Annotated in this window: 13 protein-coding genes and 3 pseudogenes; 10 read left to right on the top strand and 6 right to left on the bottom strand. The window is 59.1% G+C overall.

Annotated elements, in window-relative coordinates; all coding sequences use genetic code 11:
• A pseudogene (locus tag HAQ05_RS14280) lies at window positions 1-390 on the bottom strand (transposase); the annotation flags it as partial.
• A gap of 406 nt (window positions 391-796) precedes the next feature.
• Window positions 797-1,771: a toxin-antitoxin system YwqK family antitoxin gene (locus tag HAQ05_RS14275; RefSeq protein WP_190421678.1), complete on the bottom strand. Its 975-nt coding sequence runs from the start codon at window positions 1,769-1,771 to the stop codon at window positions 797-799.
• A gap of 115 nt (window positions 1,772-1,886) precedes the next feature.
• Here HAQ05_RS14275 and HAQ05_RS14270 point away from each other — a divergent pair, with 115 nt between their 5' ends.
• From HAQ05_RS14270 to HAQ05_RS14250, 5 genes and pseudogenes are all read left to right on the top strand, one after another.
• Window positions 1,887-2,237 carry a helix-turn-helix domain-containing protein gene (locus HAQ05_RS14270; RefSeq protein ID WP_190421677.1) on the top strand — a complete coding sequence of 117 codons (351 nt, stop codon included), beginning with the start codon at window positions 1,887-1,889 and terminating at the stop codon, window positions 2,235-2,237.
• A 296-nt stretch (window positions 2,238-2,533) separates the two neighbouring features.
• On the top strand, window positions 2,534-3,085 hold the full coding sequence (locus HAQ05_RS14265; RefSeq protein ID WP_190421676.1) for a hypothetical protein: 552 nt from the start codon (window positions 2,534-2,536) through the stop codon (window positions 3,083-3,085).
• Between the two features lie 12 nt (window positions 3,086-3,097).
• Window positions 3,098-3,349 (top strand): annotated as a pseudogene (locus tag HAQ05_RS14260) (OprD family outer membrane porin); the annotation flags it as partial.
• A 195-nt stretch (window positions 3,350-3,544) separates the two neighbouring features.
• Window positions 3,545-5,623, top strand: a pseudogene (locus tag HAQ05_RS14255) (TonB-dependent siderophore receptor).
• A 175-nt stretch (window positions 5,624-5,798) separates the two neighbouring features.
• On the top strand, window positions 5,799-6,380 hold the full coding sequence (locus tag HAQ05_RS14250) for an alpha/beta fold hydrolase (RefSeq protein WP_202988082.1): 582 nt from the start codon (window positions 5,799-5,801) through the stop codon (window positions 6,378-6,380).
• 234 nt (window positions 6,381-6,614) lie between these two features.
• Here HAQ05_RS14250 and HAQ05_RS14245 read toward each other — a convergent pair whose 3' ends face one another.
• The 4 genes from HAQ05_RS14245 to HAQ05_RS14230 form a co-directional block, all read right to left on the bottom strand.
• Window positions 6,615-7,640 carry a carbon-nitrogen hydrolase family protein gene (locus HAQ05_RS14245; RefSeq protein ID WP_190421674.1) on the bottom strand — a complete coding sequence of 342 codons (1,026 nt, stop codon included), beginning with the start codon at window positions 7,638-7,640 and terminating at the stop codon, window positions 6,615-6,617.
• Between the two features lie 18 nt (window positions 7,641-7,658).
• Window positions 7,659-9,575: a solute symporter family protein gene (locus tag HAQ05_RS14240; RefSeq protein WP_190421672.1), complete on the bottom strand. Its 1,917-nt coding sequence runs from the start codon at window positions 9,573-9,575 to the stop codon at window positions 7,659-7,661.
• Window positions 9,553-9,888 (bottom strand): DUF485 domain-containing protein, encoded by a 336-nt coding sequence (locus HAQ05_RS14235; protein ID WP_190421670.1) that lies wholly within the window; start codon window positions 9,886-9,888, stop codon window positions 9,553-9,555. The genes HAQ05_RS14240 and HAQ05_RS14235 overlap by 23 nt, the downstream gene beginning before the upstream one ends.
• 177 nt (window positions 9,889-10,065) lie before the next feature.
• The gene (locus tag HAQ05_RS14230; protein ID WP_190421668.1) at window positions 10,066-10,965 is read right to left on the bottom strand and encodes a LysR family transcriptional regulator; all 900 of its coding nucleotides are present in this window, start codon (window positions 10,963-10,965) and stop codon (window positions 10,066-10,068) included.
• 600 nt (window positions 10,966-11,565) lie between these two features.
• Here HAQ05_RS14230 and nthA point away from each other — a divergent pair.
• From nthA to HAQ05_RS14210, 5 genes are read left to right on the top strand one after another with little or no spacing between them, the layout of a single operon-like run.
• A complete protein-coding gene (nthA, locus tag HAQ05_RS14225; RefSeq protein WP_190421666.1) occupies window positions 11,566-12,180 on the top strand; it encodes a nitrile hydratase subunit alpha in 615 nt (204 codons plus the stop codon).
• Window positions 12,181-12,201: 21 nt separating this feature from the next.
• Window positions 12,202-12,513 carry an SH3-like domain-containing protein gene (locus tag HAQ05_RS29155; protein ID WP_202988080.1) on the top strand — a complete coding sequence of 104 codons (312 nt, stop codon included), beginning with the start codon at window positions 12,202-12,204 and terminating at the stop codon, window positions 12,511-12,513.
• Entirely contained in the window at window positions 12,513-12,878 is a 366-nt protein-coding gene (locus HAQ05_RS29150) for an SH3-like domain-containing protein (protein WP_202988079.1), read from the top strand. The genes HAQ05_RS29155 and HAQ05_RS29150 overlap by 1 nt, the downstream gene beginning before the upstream one ends.
• Window positions 12,875-13,228, top strand: coding sequence for a nitrile hydratase accessory protein (locus tag HAQ05_RS14215; RefSeq protein WP_190421664.1), 354 nt, complete (start codon window positions 12,875-12,877; stop codon window positions 13,226-13,228). Before HAQ05_RS29150 ends, HAQ05_RS14215 begins: the two co-directional genes overlap by 4 nt.
• A 17-nt stretch (window positions 13,229-13,245) precedes the next feature.
• Window positions 13,246-13,437 carry a CbtB domain-containing protein gene (locus tag HAQ05_RS14210; RefSeq protein ID WP_190421662.1) on the top strand — a complete coding sequence of 64 codons (192 nt, stop codon included), beginning with the start codon at window positions 13,246-13,248 and terminating at the stop codon, window positions 13,435-13,437.
• Window positions 13,438-13,569: the final 132 nt, after the last annotated feature.

Genomic DNA, 13,569 nt, shown 5'->3' with positions numbered 1-13,569 from the left:
AGTGTGCGTAGTAGCAAGATCGGGTGACTTCAAATACCGAGCACAACAGATCAACCGGCTCCTCGGAGCGAAGCTGATCGACTAACGCGAGCGCTCGTGTTCCTCGGCCATCAAGAGCGCGGTAGCCCTTTTTAAGATCGACTTTTCCCGTTCCAGACGATTGATTCGGGCTTCCAATTCTTGGATTTTTTGCTGCTCAGGTGTCAACGCCTTGCTGGTCGGCGTGACGCCGCCACGTTCTTGCTGGAGCTGGTTTACCCAACGACGCAAGGCCGACTCAACCAGCCCAAGCGAACGGGCTGCCTCGGTATGGCTGTAGCCTTGGTCGAGCACCAGGCACGCAGCCTCGCGCTTGAACTCAGGGGTAAAGGTACGACGTTGCTTGGTCATCAGACACCTCTCTGTGGCGAGCATTCTCGCCTAAATGGGTGTCCGGTTTCATTAGACCACTACACGCGAGCTTTTCCATTCCAGGCGTATTCAGCAGGGAGGCAAGCCGTAGCCATCAGCCATGGGCTTCGCCGAGGCCATTACGAAGTGATCGCTAGTTCGAGCATATTCGCCTTCAGGCCATCGGTGCTGGACTCACTACCTGTTTCCCAGCTAGCGACTGTCAGCTCGGGCGAGCCGAAGTGACGCCGTACAGATCATCCCCATAGGCGAGAGTGCGCGCTACGGTCGGGTGAGTGTGCCAGCGGAAGCCGACGAGCCAGAGTAGGCACATAGCGGCAACCTGATACGGGAAGCCAACGACAGCATAAATGCCAGCGTAATCGCTGGCGTTTATGCCTTCCGGTCAAGTCGATGGACGCCCTTGCTCGCACCACTTTTCCCACTCACCGAGCTGCTCACTGTTCACAGGTGCATCTTCACCCGCTTCAGCATGGAATTGCTTGGCATAGTCGGCGACACAGCTGTCATTCTTGCTATCGTCTGTTGAGGTAGGCACCGAGTAGTAGACATTGTCACGGTATTCACCTGAGCTTCTGAGCCTTCCGTCCTCATACCACTCGTTTGTGGTGCCGTCCGGTAAGCCGTCCCTGTAGTGTGCCTCCTTGATGAGCTGACCTGTGGTCGGATCCCATGCCCTCACGACGCCATTGATCTGTCCATTCTCGTATGGGACTTCCGCGGTTTTACGTCCATCGGGTGACCAGGCTTCAATGGTCCCCACGTAAAAGCCTTTCTCAGCCTTGGCCCGATAGGTGAGTTGTCCCGTTTTCTCATCCCAGCGCTGGTTCAGGCCATCGATGACGCCCGCCCGGAAATCTACTTGCTGAATCAGCTTTCCAGTATTCGGGCTGAACTGCTGGAACTGCCCGTCCGTTCTGTCATCCTTGAAGGAGGCCTTTGTTAAGACGTTGTCGTGCCTCCCCCAGACAGTGAACCCTCCGTCCATGAGTCCGGACTTGTAATGGGCCTGGTAGCGAAGCGTTGAGGTACCTGGCTCATAGCAACTCACCTCTCCATTTAAGAATCCATCCTTCAGGCCTCCATTACAGACCAGTTCAAGCGTTCGGATCGATTCGTCCGTACGCTTCAACTCATCCAGGGTCCCGACCAGGCCCGACAGAATACCTACAAGGTCATTCGAGCGTCGGATAAGTGACTGCGGAAAATTGGTGAGGTCCCCACTGAAGGGCTTGTTCTCACCTTTCTCGAAGACCTTCCCATTCGAAATTTCCGCATTGCGATAGTCCAGCGTCGAATCACCGCAAGCCGAGAGCAATGCGGCTACCGCCACGATAGATACCGCGTTCCTGTATGCCATCTGAACCTTTCCCTATTTATAGAAGTCACCCTTTTAAGGTGAGTCTCGACTCATTGGGTCCTTCATGTCAACGGGTGGTTGTTCAACCATTTAGGTTGACTGAAGGAGCGGCTGTGTGACCGATATTGACGAAAAAGCTGTTGCTGAGGCAGTTGGCAAAGCGATAGCACGACGCAGAAGCAATAGCGGACTGACTCAGGAGCAGGTTGCCGAAACGCTCGGTGTCGGTAACGAAGCAGTGTCTCGAATGGAGAGGGGCATTGTCATTCCGAACGTTGTTCGGCTTTATCAAATAGCCGCTGCACTCGGTTGTGAAGCTTCTGAGCTGCTTAGCGAAGCAAGCCCGCATACGGATGATCAGGGGCGACGTATTTCAGCGTTGCTACAGCAGCTAGATGAAGCGGATCGGCATCTGGTTATCGGGATAGTCGAGCAATTGGCTGCTCGACTGAGGGCTGCCAGGTAGGCTTGCTCATGGCGCTCGGGGGCATCAGTGGTGAAATCAAGAGGCTACTTTCTCTGAATGCTTGTATCGATCCAACGCTAGGACTGGAGATTCAGTCACATAGCTACGTATGAGCCTTTACTCAAAGCCTTGTAGGTGCTCAGTTCGATGTACCGCAGATAACAAACGGCGCGGAGTGGTCAGTTCGCCGCTGGCGGTGCTGGCCAAGGGCATGAGTCGCGACGTGCCATTGATGTTGGGGACCTCAAAGTCCGAGCAAGCATTTTTTCGGTCCGACCAAATCGCCTGAGGCGCCGGTGCTCCCGTGGGATCTTGCCACTCTGGCGCCGGAGCGCTTCGCGCCGATTTTTGCCCAATACAAGAAATTGTACCCACAACTCGACGCTCAAAGCTTACGGTATCAGGCGCTCACCGCCGAGTCCTATTGGATTCCATCGCAGCGTTTGATCGAGGCCCGTGCGCGGACAGGCGCCAAAAGCTGGCTGTATCGGTTCGACATGCTGCCTTGGCAAGGTGTGCACGCCGAGTTCTCAGTGCACGGCTCGGAGCTGGCATTGGTATTCGACAACGTGCAGGATTCCACAGTGCCAGCGCTCGGCCCGGTGGGTGAGCGTGGTCGCCGGCTACCAGTAGAAAAGCATCGGCGACCAGCTCAGCGGCGACCTCGACAACACCGCCTACAGCCTCAAGGCCACCTACCCCACAAGGCCCACGCCTTCACCCTGGCGCGCCAGCAAATCAATGGCCGCGGCAAGTTTTCCTATGGCCTGGACGGCGGTGATACCAACTACCTGGCCAACTATATCCAGTACCTGGACGGCACCCGCGAGGATGGAACCTCTTGGTAGGCCCGCTACGACTATGACTTCTCCAGCATCGGCGCGTCGGGCCTGAGCTTCATGGGCCGCTACGTGAAGGGCACGGACATCAAGACCACTGACACCGACGACGGCAAGGCTTGGGAGAGTGACCTGCAGGTCAGCTACGTGGTGCAGGGCGGGCCGGTGAAGGGCCTGATGATGCGCGTGCGCCAGGTGACCTACCGCAGCGATGTCACTGCCAACGCCAATGAAGTGCGGGTGATCACGGAGTACCCGATCTCGATTTTCTGATGGTTCAACCGCTGTAAGAAATGCCCGGTGCGCTCCGCCGAGTCGCATTTTCCTTGGCCGCTCCCCGTGATGGGAGTGGTTTTTTCTTCACACGACACTGGCTATTAAGTGCTGTTGTGTGAACAATAATCCTTCTCAAAAACATATGGAAATGCTCTTGTGGCGAACCAACTGCGTCCCTATTCCCAACTGGTCCTGCTAACAGGCTGCATCACTTTATCCCTCGCGCATGCCGACGATGCGCCTACCGTTCTGCCTGCCACTAGCATCGACGCCAAGAGTCTGGCTCGGGACGATAGCTACACGCGTCCGACCGCCTCGACTGCCAGCAAGTCGGAAACCCCGCTAAAGGACGAAGCTCAGGCCGTCAATGTAGTGTCTCGCCAGACCATAGACGACTACCAGGTCAAAAGCCTCGACGATGCCATGAAGTTTGGCAGCGGCGTGTCACAGACCAACACTCTGGGCAACTCCCGCGATGCCTTCATCAAGCGCGGCTTCGGTGCCAGCTCCGACGGCTCGATTCTGCAGGATGGCGTGCGCTCGATGCTTGGCCGCAACGTCAGCGCTACCACTGATCACGTCGAAGTGCTCAAAGGGCCGGCCTCTTTGCTCTATGGCGCGATCGACCCCGGCGGCTTGATCAACGTGGTCAGCAAGCAGCCACAATTTACCCGCTCCACCACCCTGAGCGGCTCAAGTTTCAGCGAAGGCGGTGGCACTGCCGGCTTCGATACGACGGGGCAGATCGGCGACAGCAACTTTGCCTACCGCCTGATCGGCGAACGCCAGCACGAAGATTACTGGCGCAATTACGGGACCAACGAGCACAGCCTGTTCGCCCCATCCTTGGCCTGGATCGGCGACCGGGCGAGCCTGTCGCTGGCCTACACGCACAACGACTACTCAGGCCCGTTCGACTGAGGTACCGTGTTCGTCAACGGCAAGCCGGCAGACATCAGCTACCGCAAGCGCCTTGACGAAACATGGGCCAAGGCCCACGGCACCACCGAGACCGCTATTGCCAAGTTCGAATATCAGCTCAATGATGATTGGAAGACCCGTGCCACCTATGCCTGGAACAATGACCGCTACAGCCAGGCCATTGCCCAGCCGGGCACCCTCAGAAATGGTGTACTGACACGCGCGGCCAACGGCGCCGAGTACGATTACGAAACCCGTTATTCTGCTCTCGATTTCATCGGCCAGCAGCAACTCTTCGGTCAGCGCCACGATCTGCTGGTGGGTATAGATCACGAAGCCCAGGACAAATATCGCGGTTCTACCTATCGCAATGCCGGCACCACCTCGATCTCCATTGCCAACCCTGTCTATGGCACCTTGGCGCCGCCGAGCACCGTCAGTGCAGTGCAAAGCGACGCGCGTAACGAACTGACGTCGACCTCGGTGTACCTCAAGGACAACTGGCATCTGAACGACCGCTGGATTGCCGTGTTTGGTGGCCGCCTGCAGCATTTCGACCAGTACGGCGACCAGGGCCTTGGTGCGTCCTACAGCCTGTTGCGCGACGACAACGACGACATCTTCATTCCGTTCGCGGGGCTGGTGTATCAAGCCACGGAAAGCCTGTCGTTGTACGGCAATTTCAGCCGCTCGTTCGTCCCCAATACCGACGTCGCCGACGACGGCAAGACCTTCGCGCCCGAGGAGGGGCGCAGCTATGAAGTGGGCGCGAAATACACGCCCTCCAACGAGCTGAGCGTGAACCTTGCCGTCTACGATATCGTCAAGAAAAACGTCGTCACCGCGACCACCCTGGCCGATGGCAGCAGTGCCTCGGAGCTGGCCGGCAAGGTCGGCTCCCGCGGTCTGGAGCTGGACGTGACTGGCCGCCTGGCGCCACGCTGGTACCTGGTCGGCACCTATGCCTACACCCATACCGAAATCCTCGAAGATCCGGATGACCAAGGCAATCGTCTGAACAACGCGCCCATGCATACCGCGAGCCTGTACTTGACCCATCACTTGGCGGTTCCCCAAGAGGTGGGCCAGTGGCATGCCGGCGCAGGTGCACGCTATGTGGGCGAGCGTCCAGGTGACAACGACAACAGCTTCTGGATGGCCAGCTACACCGTAGCCGACGCCTTTCTGCGCTGGGATTTGCCGACCGGAGGCTACAAGACCCGCCTTCAGTTGAACCTGAACAATGTGTTCGACAAGCACTACTACCCGTCAAACACTGGCACTGGGCAATTGCAGGTCAATGAGGGGGAGCCGAGGACTGCGCGTTTGACTGCCAGCGTGACGTTCTAGGCCCGAGTCTGGCTTTTCGATACAGTGTTTTCATGACCTCCTGCAACCTGGGTAAGCATGTCGTGCTCCGTGCTTGGCATTGCGAGCGGAGCGGGCGCTACTGTCACAGCCCGACTACAGAAACTGCGCCAACCGTTGTAAGTGGTGTAGCACCCAGGGATTAAGAGTGAGCAACATGCGTAATACAACCTTGAATGAAGGAAGCGGTTGCGGGCCAGTATTGGTTTGCCTGCCGGGGGCGATGTGTTCCCCACGGGTGTTTGAGAACGCGGCGCAGCGCAGTGGGCTTCCTGCGATCGGGCTCGGCTGGCTGGAGGGCAGTGGGCCCTTTGATCTGCACTCGATAGCTTCGCGCGTCAGCAATGCAATTGCCGACTTGCCCTCGGTCATTCTCGTGGGGCATTCACTCGGCACTTCGATTGCCATGCTCGTCGCACTGCGCGAATCGCAGGCCGGTTCCACCCGCATCAAGGGGCTCGTGCTGTCCAACAGTGGCGCAAATACCCACGGTCACGGCGACATCGCCAAGTTGATCGACCGAATAGGGCATGACTGGGGGGTAGCATTTTGGGACGCGTTCGTTGCGCGCTGCTTTCGAACGTTGCCGGCTTCACCGTTGCTGGAGCAAGTGCGTGCCTATCCACAGCGGTTGGATAACGGCCGCGTAATCGAAGTCCTTCTCAGCCAGCAAACGATCGATTTTGTCCCTGTTCTGCACACCCTGCCGCGTGTGCCCACCGCTATTGTCCATGGGTAGCACGATCCAGCGCGGACACTGCCTCACGCCCATGAGATGGCGAGGGGGATTGCCTGGGCCACGCTTCATGTCATGGACACGGGGCACACGTCCTGTGCAGAGGATGCCGCAAGCTTCGCGAGCGTACTGCGCGACATCGCTCTGGCCGGCACCTGAGCATCAAGCCCCGCAACAGCAGCTGGATGCCGCCGAAGCGGCACGGCTGCCGCACCAGCAGTTCATGCGTTTGGGCCATCAGTCGAGGTCGGGTAACACCGGCAACTCCCGGTTGCGGCTCGAGTCCACAGGATCGTTGAAGGTCGCGGGGGTGATGCGGCGCCGGTCTATCGTCAGGTCAAACACGTCGAAGCGGTTGTAATAACCGGCGATGTCATGAAACTGCTTGGGCTCCACGCAATCGTTCAGATTGAAGGTGGCGTACGCCAGGCCTTCCTCGTTTTGCAGCAGGTCGCCAATCGACGCGCCCGTCGGGTCGAGGAATTGCGTCGCGGCCCGCGGGCTGTTGTGCAGCACCTCGATGGCTTGCGCGTCGCCGCTGGCAGAGAGCAGGTCGATCATCGAGTCATCCATGAAGCCTGCATTCAGGATGCCGAACACCTTGGCTTCAAAGCACTGCGCTCCCGCGCGAATTCTGTTGGCCGCGAGGTTGTCGAAATTCTGGCCGCCGGGCTTGCGCGTCGGCCAGATCGCCGGCCAGGCGGAGATGTGGATCTGCTCGCCTTGCGCCGCGAGGGTGTACTTGGCCAAGGGGTTGGTGTTCTCGCCGCAGATCAGGGTGCCGATCTTGCCGATGCGGGTGTCGGCCACTCGCAGCCCGTGACCATCGCCGGGCGCCCACACCATCTTTTCATAGAAGGTCGGCACCAGTTTACGATGATGGTTGAGCAGGGTGCCTTGTTCGCTGATCAGCACGTTCGAGTTCCAGATGCAGCCGACGCTGGCCGGAGTCGCCTCACTGAACCCAAGGGAAACGAGGATGCCATGGCGCCGAGCGGCGCAGCGGATGGCGGTGATCTCCGGGCCGTCGATCATCACGCTGTTCTCGACCATCAACTTGAACCAGTCATGGTTATAGATGGGCGCCCATAGTGCCGCCCAGACCGGAAAGCCCGGGATGAAGGACTCGGGAAACACCACCAGTTCAGCGCCATTGGCGGCCGCTTCGGCGATGAAGGCGCAGGCCTTGTCGACACAGGCGGCCTTGTTCATATACACGGACGCGGCGTGGGCAGCGGCGACTTTTACGGTAGGCAGGGACATGATGGAAACCTTGATGAATTAGTGTTGAGCCGCTTGCGCGACGCCCAGGCCGGTCTCGCGGCGCACGGCAAACTCCACCCAGCGCGACTGCGACAGCTGGCTGGGGAACAGCAGCGAAAACAGAATGACCAGGGCAAAACCGAGCGGGATGGAGATCAGTCCTGGGTTGCGCAGCTGTACCAGTGGCTCGCGTAGGCCGATGAGGCTGGTGGCCGAGTCCGGGATCAGGCTGGCGGTTTGCTGTTGCTTGGTTACATCGCTGAGCAATTGCTCACGCTCCGCGGCGGTGGCAACCAGCGCGCCCTTGTCGATCAGGTCGATCTTGGTTTGGGATTTGGCGGCAGCCGCCAGCGCCACCTGTTTTTGCTGCAGCGGGTAGGTCATGTTCGGCGACACCAGCACCAGGCCGATGGACAGCACCGTGCCGCCCAGCAAGCCCGCGACCACGCCAGCGGTGCTGCAGCGGCGCCAGTACAGGGTCAGCAGCAGTGCCGGCAGGTTGGCCGACGCGGCAACCGCGTAGCCAAGCCCGACCAGTTGCGCGACGTTCTGGCCCTTGGCCGAAATGCCCACGCAGATGGCGATGATCGCGATCGCCAATGTTGCCAGGCGGGCCGCGGTGGCCTGCTCGCGCTCGGTGGCCTTGCCTTGGCGCACGGCGCCCACATAGACGTCATGGGCCAGGGTGGAGGCCGCTGCCAGCGTCAGCCCGGCGACCACCGCGACGATGGTCGCGAAGGACACGGCGGCCACGAACGCCAGCATCAGGTTGCCGAGCAAGCTATCGGCGCCACCGCCCAGGAACTGGGCCAGCATCGGCGCGGCGAGGTTGCCGCCCTTGTCCATGGCGGTAATCGCGAAAGGCCCCAGGTGCAGCGCGGCGGAGAAACCGATGACGATGATGAACAGATGGCACAGGCCGATCAGCAGCATGGCGGTCAGCGCCGAAGTGCGGGCACTTTGTGCGTCTCGCACGGTAAAGAAGCGCATCAGGATATGGGGCATGGCGGCGGTGCCGAGCACCAGTGCCAAGCTCAGGGAGATCTGTTCGAGCGGGTTCTTCAGGTACAGCCCAGGCTCCATGAAGCGCTGCCCGGCTTGTTCGGCCGAGAGTTGGGAAACGCCGTTGAGCAGGGTGCCGAGCACATGTTTCTGCACGGCCGAACTGCCGACCAGGTCGCCGAAGAAGGCACTGACGTTGAAGCCATAAGGGGCCCAGCTCAGGACCACCAGCAGGAAGCAGAAGGCAATCAGCAAGGTGGCCTTGAGGATCTGCACCGAGGTGGTGGCCCGCATGCCGCCAAACAGCACGTAGACCAGCATCAGCACGCCCACCGACACCACCGATATCTCGAACGGAATACCGATAAGCGCAGCGATGATCACGGCGCCGCCGACGATCTGCGGCACCATATAAAACAACGCCACCAATACACTGGAAATCGCCACGGCGAACTTCGAGGCGCGGAAGTTATTACGGAACGCCAGCACATCGCCCAAGGTGTATTTACCCAGGTTGCGGCAAGGCTCGGCGATCAATAGCAGTACGGGGATGAAGGATACGAAGAAACCGATGACATAAGTGATACCGTCCAGCCCGTAGATGGCGATAAGACCGGAGACCCCCAGGAATGCCGCTGCTGACAGGTAATCACCGGCAATGGCGAGGCCGTTGATCCGGCCGGACAACGCACCGCCCGCGGTATAGAAATCCTTCACCGAACTGTTCTTGCGCGCAGCCCAGAAGGTAATCCCGAGGGTGATCAGAAACAGCGCGGCGAACACGCCGAAGGTCAGTGGCCGGTTGGCTTCGGAGACCAGCGTGGCGGCGTGGCCCTGGCTGGCCGTGAGCAAGCCGGCCAGCGCGACGCAGGCCTTGAAGAGCGTCGAGCTGCGCAGGGCGGCCAAACGGTTAGTGCGGTTGATTTTGGTCATGATTGACGCTCACAGAAGCTTCGGAAACCAGGGCGGCGGACATCGCGTCGATGTTCTTCAAGCGCCAGGCATAAAAAATGGCGATCGCGGCGCCGAAGAAATATTGCCCGACCAGATACACCAGGCCGACATTGATCGCGCCATAAATCTTATAAGAGAGAAATTCGGGGAAATAGGCGGAAAACAACGGGATGGCGAAGTACACCGCCATGCTGATCAGCATAAGCGTCGAGACTAGCCGGCGCCGTCGCTTGACCAGTATTGCAAAGTTCGGGTGCTCGAATATGGCACCCCAGATGGAGTCTTGTTTCATTGAGTGCGCCTCGGTCGGGTAGGTGGCGAACTCAGTTTAAAGTACGGGCCCAGACTGCCAAGCCGTAATGCAACAACGCCTATTGCAAAGCTGCATCACCGAAACGGTGCTTGAAATGAAGAAGTGCTGTGCGATGGTGCAAGAAGGTGGGCGTGTTGATTTGTAGGTCGCGCGGCGTTAGCCGAGGCTGAATAACTGGTCATTACGAAACAGCCGCGACAGGTGCTCCAGCATGGTCTTGATTCGTGGTACGTAACGCAGGTCTTGATGGACGCTCAGCCATAGATCACGGGTGACCTTGGCGCCATTGAGCTGGATTTTGCGCAGGCCAAAGCGTTCGGCATGGGCGAAGGAGGGCAGCATCACCAGCCCTGCGCCGGCGCTGGCGGCAAACATCTGCGCGAGCATGCTGTTGGAATGGAACACGAGTCTGGGCGCTGCAATCAGCTCATCGAGCCATTTGACCGCCTTGATCTGCACCAACTCTTCGATGTAGCCGACGAACAGGTGGTTCTCCAGGGTCTCCCGCGACGGGGTGCCGTGAGCCAGCAGGTAGTCGTCGCTACCGTACAGGTTCAATTCGAACTGCCCGACCCGTTCGGTGTGAAAACCCTGGCCCGAGGGCTCGAAGAAGCCCAGGAAGATATCCGCTTCGCGCCGGGTGACCTGCAGTTGGTGGGTCGAGGTGACCAACTCCAGGGTGACGTTGGGGTGCAGCAACTGCAGCTTTGGCACCTGCTGGGTCAGGTAGAGCGAGGCCAGGCCTTCCATGGTGCCGACTCGGACCCTGCCGGACACCGTGTTGGTGCCCGAGGACAATTGCTCCAGCAGCCCGGAAAACCCGTTGCCCATCAACTCCACCTGCGCGAGCAGGCGGGCGCCTTGGTCATTTAGCTGCAAGCCTGAGCTGCTGCGTTCGAAGACGCTGAAGCCCAGGGCGTATTCCAGCTGATTGATTCTGCGGCTAACGGTCGACTGGTCGATCTTCAGTTGCTTGCCCGCCCGCGAAAGGTTCTGGCACCGGGCGACGTGCATGAAGATCCGTAGGTCATCCCAGCTTAGATTTTCCGGCTTCATGGTGTGCTCGTTGGCGGAAGGAAGGAGGTATTCTGGGCTGCTATGTAGCCAACCTCAAGCATACGGTGCTGGAAATCCACCCAAGTTATCCCGCACTCGTCGCCAATAAATATGGCACAAATCAGTGCGTCCCTCGTAGGCATATAAGCATCGAAGTCATATGCGCGCACCGGATCAGTGCAAGATGGCTAAGTGTGAGAAAAGATTTAAGTTCAGGGTTGCGCAAGCCAACTCGATGTGATTATTCTTGCGCCATCACCGAGTTGGGTAGTTGCTCGGCGACAATAGATTGGACCGCCCCCCTTGCTTAAGGCCGCTGTTCAATCCGCCATACGGACATTGCTGTCCAAGATGGCAACGGCAAAGTAGCCCGTAAGTCTCCAAGAGGCCTACGGTATTTTTTTTGCCCAGAATCCGACAACGACGTCGGCACTAAATGATTTCTTCGAGCTGTTGGTCGAGGAGCCTGTGCCGTACTTCAGTCATGTTGTCGTGACCGATTCCAGCACAAGTGCTTCGGCTCCGGACCCAGGTCTGGAACGACAGCGTTTCGCGGGAGATGACTCTCGCGTACCGATCACTTGCATGCTGGAGTTTCGTATGAGTAGACATGGTCACAATCATTCCCCTTCTCCTTCGCAGTTGTCGCTGCGCGTCAAGGCGCTGGAGTCGTTACTGGTCGAAAAAGGCTACTTCGAATCCGCTGCGCTGGACCGTATCGTCGAGACCTTCGAGCACAAGGTCGGCCCCCGCAACGGCGCGAAAGTGATTGCCAAGGCCTGGGTCGATCCCGCTTACAAGCAGCGCTTGCTGGCAGACAGCACTGCAGCCATCGCTGAACTGGGCTATTCCGGTGCCCAGGGCGAGGACATGGTGGTGGTGGAAAACACTCCCACCGTGCACAACCTAGTGGTTTGCACGCTGTGCTCCTGCTATCCATGGCCGACCCTCGGCTTGCCGCCGACCTGGTACAAGATGCCGCCGTTTCGCTCGCGCGCAGTGATAGATCCGCGCGGCTTGCTCAAGGATGAATTCGACCTTGAGATCGCGGCCAATGTGCAGTTGCGCGTATGGGACAGCAACGCTGAATTGCGTTACCTGGTCATGCCGATGCGCCCAGCAGGGACCGAAGGCTACAGCGAAGAGCAACTGGCCGAGCTGGTGACCCGTGATTCCATGATCGGAGTGGGTCTCGCCCTGGCCGCCACTGCCTGAGACCCCGAGAGGAGTTAGCTAATGAATGGTGCACATGATCTGGGCGGTATGCACGGCCTCGGGCCAGTCAACCCCTATCCCGAAGAGCCACTGTTTCACGAAGAGTGGGAGCGCCGCATCTTTGCCATGTACGTTGCCACGCTGTTTGTCGGTATCTACGCCATCGACGAATTGCGCAAGAACATCGAGGTGATGCATCCCACCCACTATCTCGACTCGACCTATTACGAACACTGGGCGTACTGCGTGGAGAAATCCTTGATCGACCGCGATGTGATCAGCGAAGCGCAAGTGCTCGAACGCATGAACCAATTGGCAGGGGAGGCCGCCTGATGCCGACATTGACCGTAGACCAAGTAGACGCGCGCATCCTCAAGGGCGGCTCTTGCCGCTCCCAGGAGGTCGTCGACGCGGGCTTTGCCGCCGGTGACAGCGTGATCGCCCTGAACATCAACCCGGCCACCCATACCCGTTTGCCCCGTTACATCCGTGGCAAACGCGGCACGGTAGCGTTCGATCACGGTGTGTTCGTGTTTCCGGACACGCTCGCCGAGCGTCAGGGCGAGCAGCCGCAGCACTGCTACAGCGTGTGTTTCACGTTCCAGGAATTATGGGGGCCGCAGGCATCGGCGATCGACTGTCTGTACATCGACATGTTCGAAAGCTACATCGAGCACATCGAGGGGGCGCAGCCATGAGCGACGTCGACCTGAACCTGCTGCCGGCGCGCTACAAAGACATCGAAGGGCCGGTATTTCGCGAGCCTTGGGAAGCCCAGGCGTTCGCCATGACCCTGAAGCTGCACGAAGCCGGGCATTTTACTTGGGTTGAGTGGGCCGATTACCTCAGCCACGAAGTCAGCCATGGCAGCGCTGACGCCGACGGCGGCAGTGATTACTACCGTCTTTGGGTCAATGCGTTGGAGCGCCTGGTGGAGCACAAGCAGCTCTTGAGCGATCACGATCTTCACGGTCGCACCGAGTACCTGGTGGCAAACCCGGTACCCCATGTACATGTCGCCAAGCGCGATCCCATTTTTGTTTGCTGATCGTCGGAGTTAGTCGCATGACCTATTACACTCGCCACAGCAGTACCCATGCGCACACTGACTTGTCGGTCGTCGCGCGTGTCACGCAATTGGGCATGGCTGCCCTGTTGGGGTTGTTCATCGTCGGTATGGTGGGGTTCGCCCACATCGAAGCGGTACACAACGCCGCCCACGATGTACGCCACTCCCTGGCGTTTCCTTGCCATTGAGTGAGCACCTTCGGCGGGTGCCATGGGGACCCGCTGAAGTAATGGCTACACGCAAAACACGCTCCCGTTGAATACATGATTGACAGGGCATCGAGTGCTTCGGTATCGGCCCTGCGGGTACCCTGTGCCCGC

Source organism: Pseudomonas typographi (assembly GCF_014694385.1).
Lineage (GTDB): Bacteria > Pseudomonadota > Gammaproteobacteria > Pseudomonadales > Pseudomonadaceae > Aquipseudomonas > Aquipseudomonas typographi.
This window is presented reverse-complemented; position numbering and strand designations above follow the sequence as displayed.

Excerpts from the sequence above, each read along its gene's own strand:
- HAQ05_RS14275 (WP_190421678.1), bottom strand. The coding sequence starts at position 1,771 with ATGGCATACAGGAACGCGGTATCTATCGTGGCGGTAGCCGCATTGCTC.
- HAQ05_RS14250 (WP_202988082.1), top strand. The coding sequence starts at position 5,799 with ATGCGTAATACAACCTTGAATGAAGGAAGCGGTTGCGGGCCAGTATTG.
- HAQ05_RS14245 (WP_190421674.1), bottom strand. The coding sequence starts at position 7,640 with ATGTCCCTGCCTACCGTAAAAGTCGCCGCTGCCCACGCCGCGTCCGTG.
- HAQ05_RS14240 (WP_190421672.1), bottom strand. The coding sequence starts at position 9,575 with ATGACCAAAATCAACCGCACTAACCGTTTGGCCGCCCTGCGCAGCTCG.
- HAQ05_RS14235 (WP_190421670.1), bottom strand. The coding sequence starts at position 9,888 with ATGAAACAAGACTCCATCTGGGGTGCCATATTCGAGCACCCGAACTTT.
- HAQ05_RS14230 (WP_190421668.1), bottom strand. The coding sequence starts at position 10,965 with ATGAAGCCGGAAAATCTAAGCTGGGATGACCTACGGATCTTCATGCAC.
- nthA (WP_190421666.1), top strand. The coding sequence starts at position 11,566 with ATGAGTAGACATGGTCACAATCATTCCCCTTCTCCTTCGCAGTTGTCG.
- HAQ05_RS29155 (WP_202988080.1), top strand. The coding sequence starts at position 12,202 with ATGAATGGTGCACATGATCTGGGCGGTATGCACGGCCTCGGGCCAGTC.
- HAQ05_RS29150 (WP_202988079.1), top strand. The coding sequence starts at position 12,513 with ATGCCGACATTGACCGTAGACCAAGTAGACGCGCGCATCCTCAAGGGC.
- HAQ05_RS14215 (WP_190421664.1), top strand. The coding sequence starts at position 12,875 with ATGAGCGACGTCGACCTGAACCTGCTGCCGGCGCGCTACAAAGACATC.
- HAQ05_RS14210 (WP_190421662.1), top strand. The coding sequence starts at position 13,246 with ATGACCTATTACACTCGCCACAGCAGTACCCATGCGCACACTGACTTG.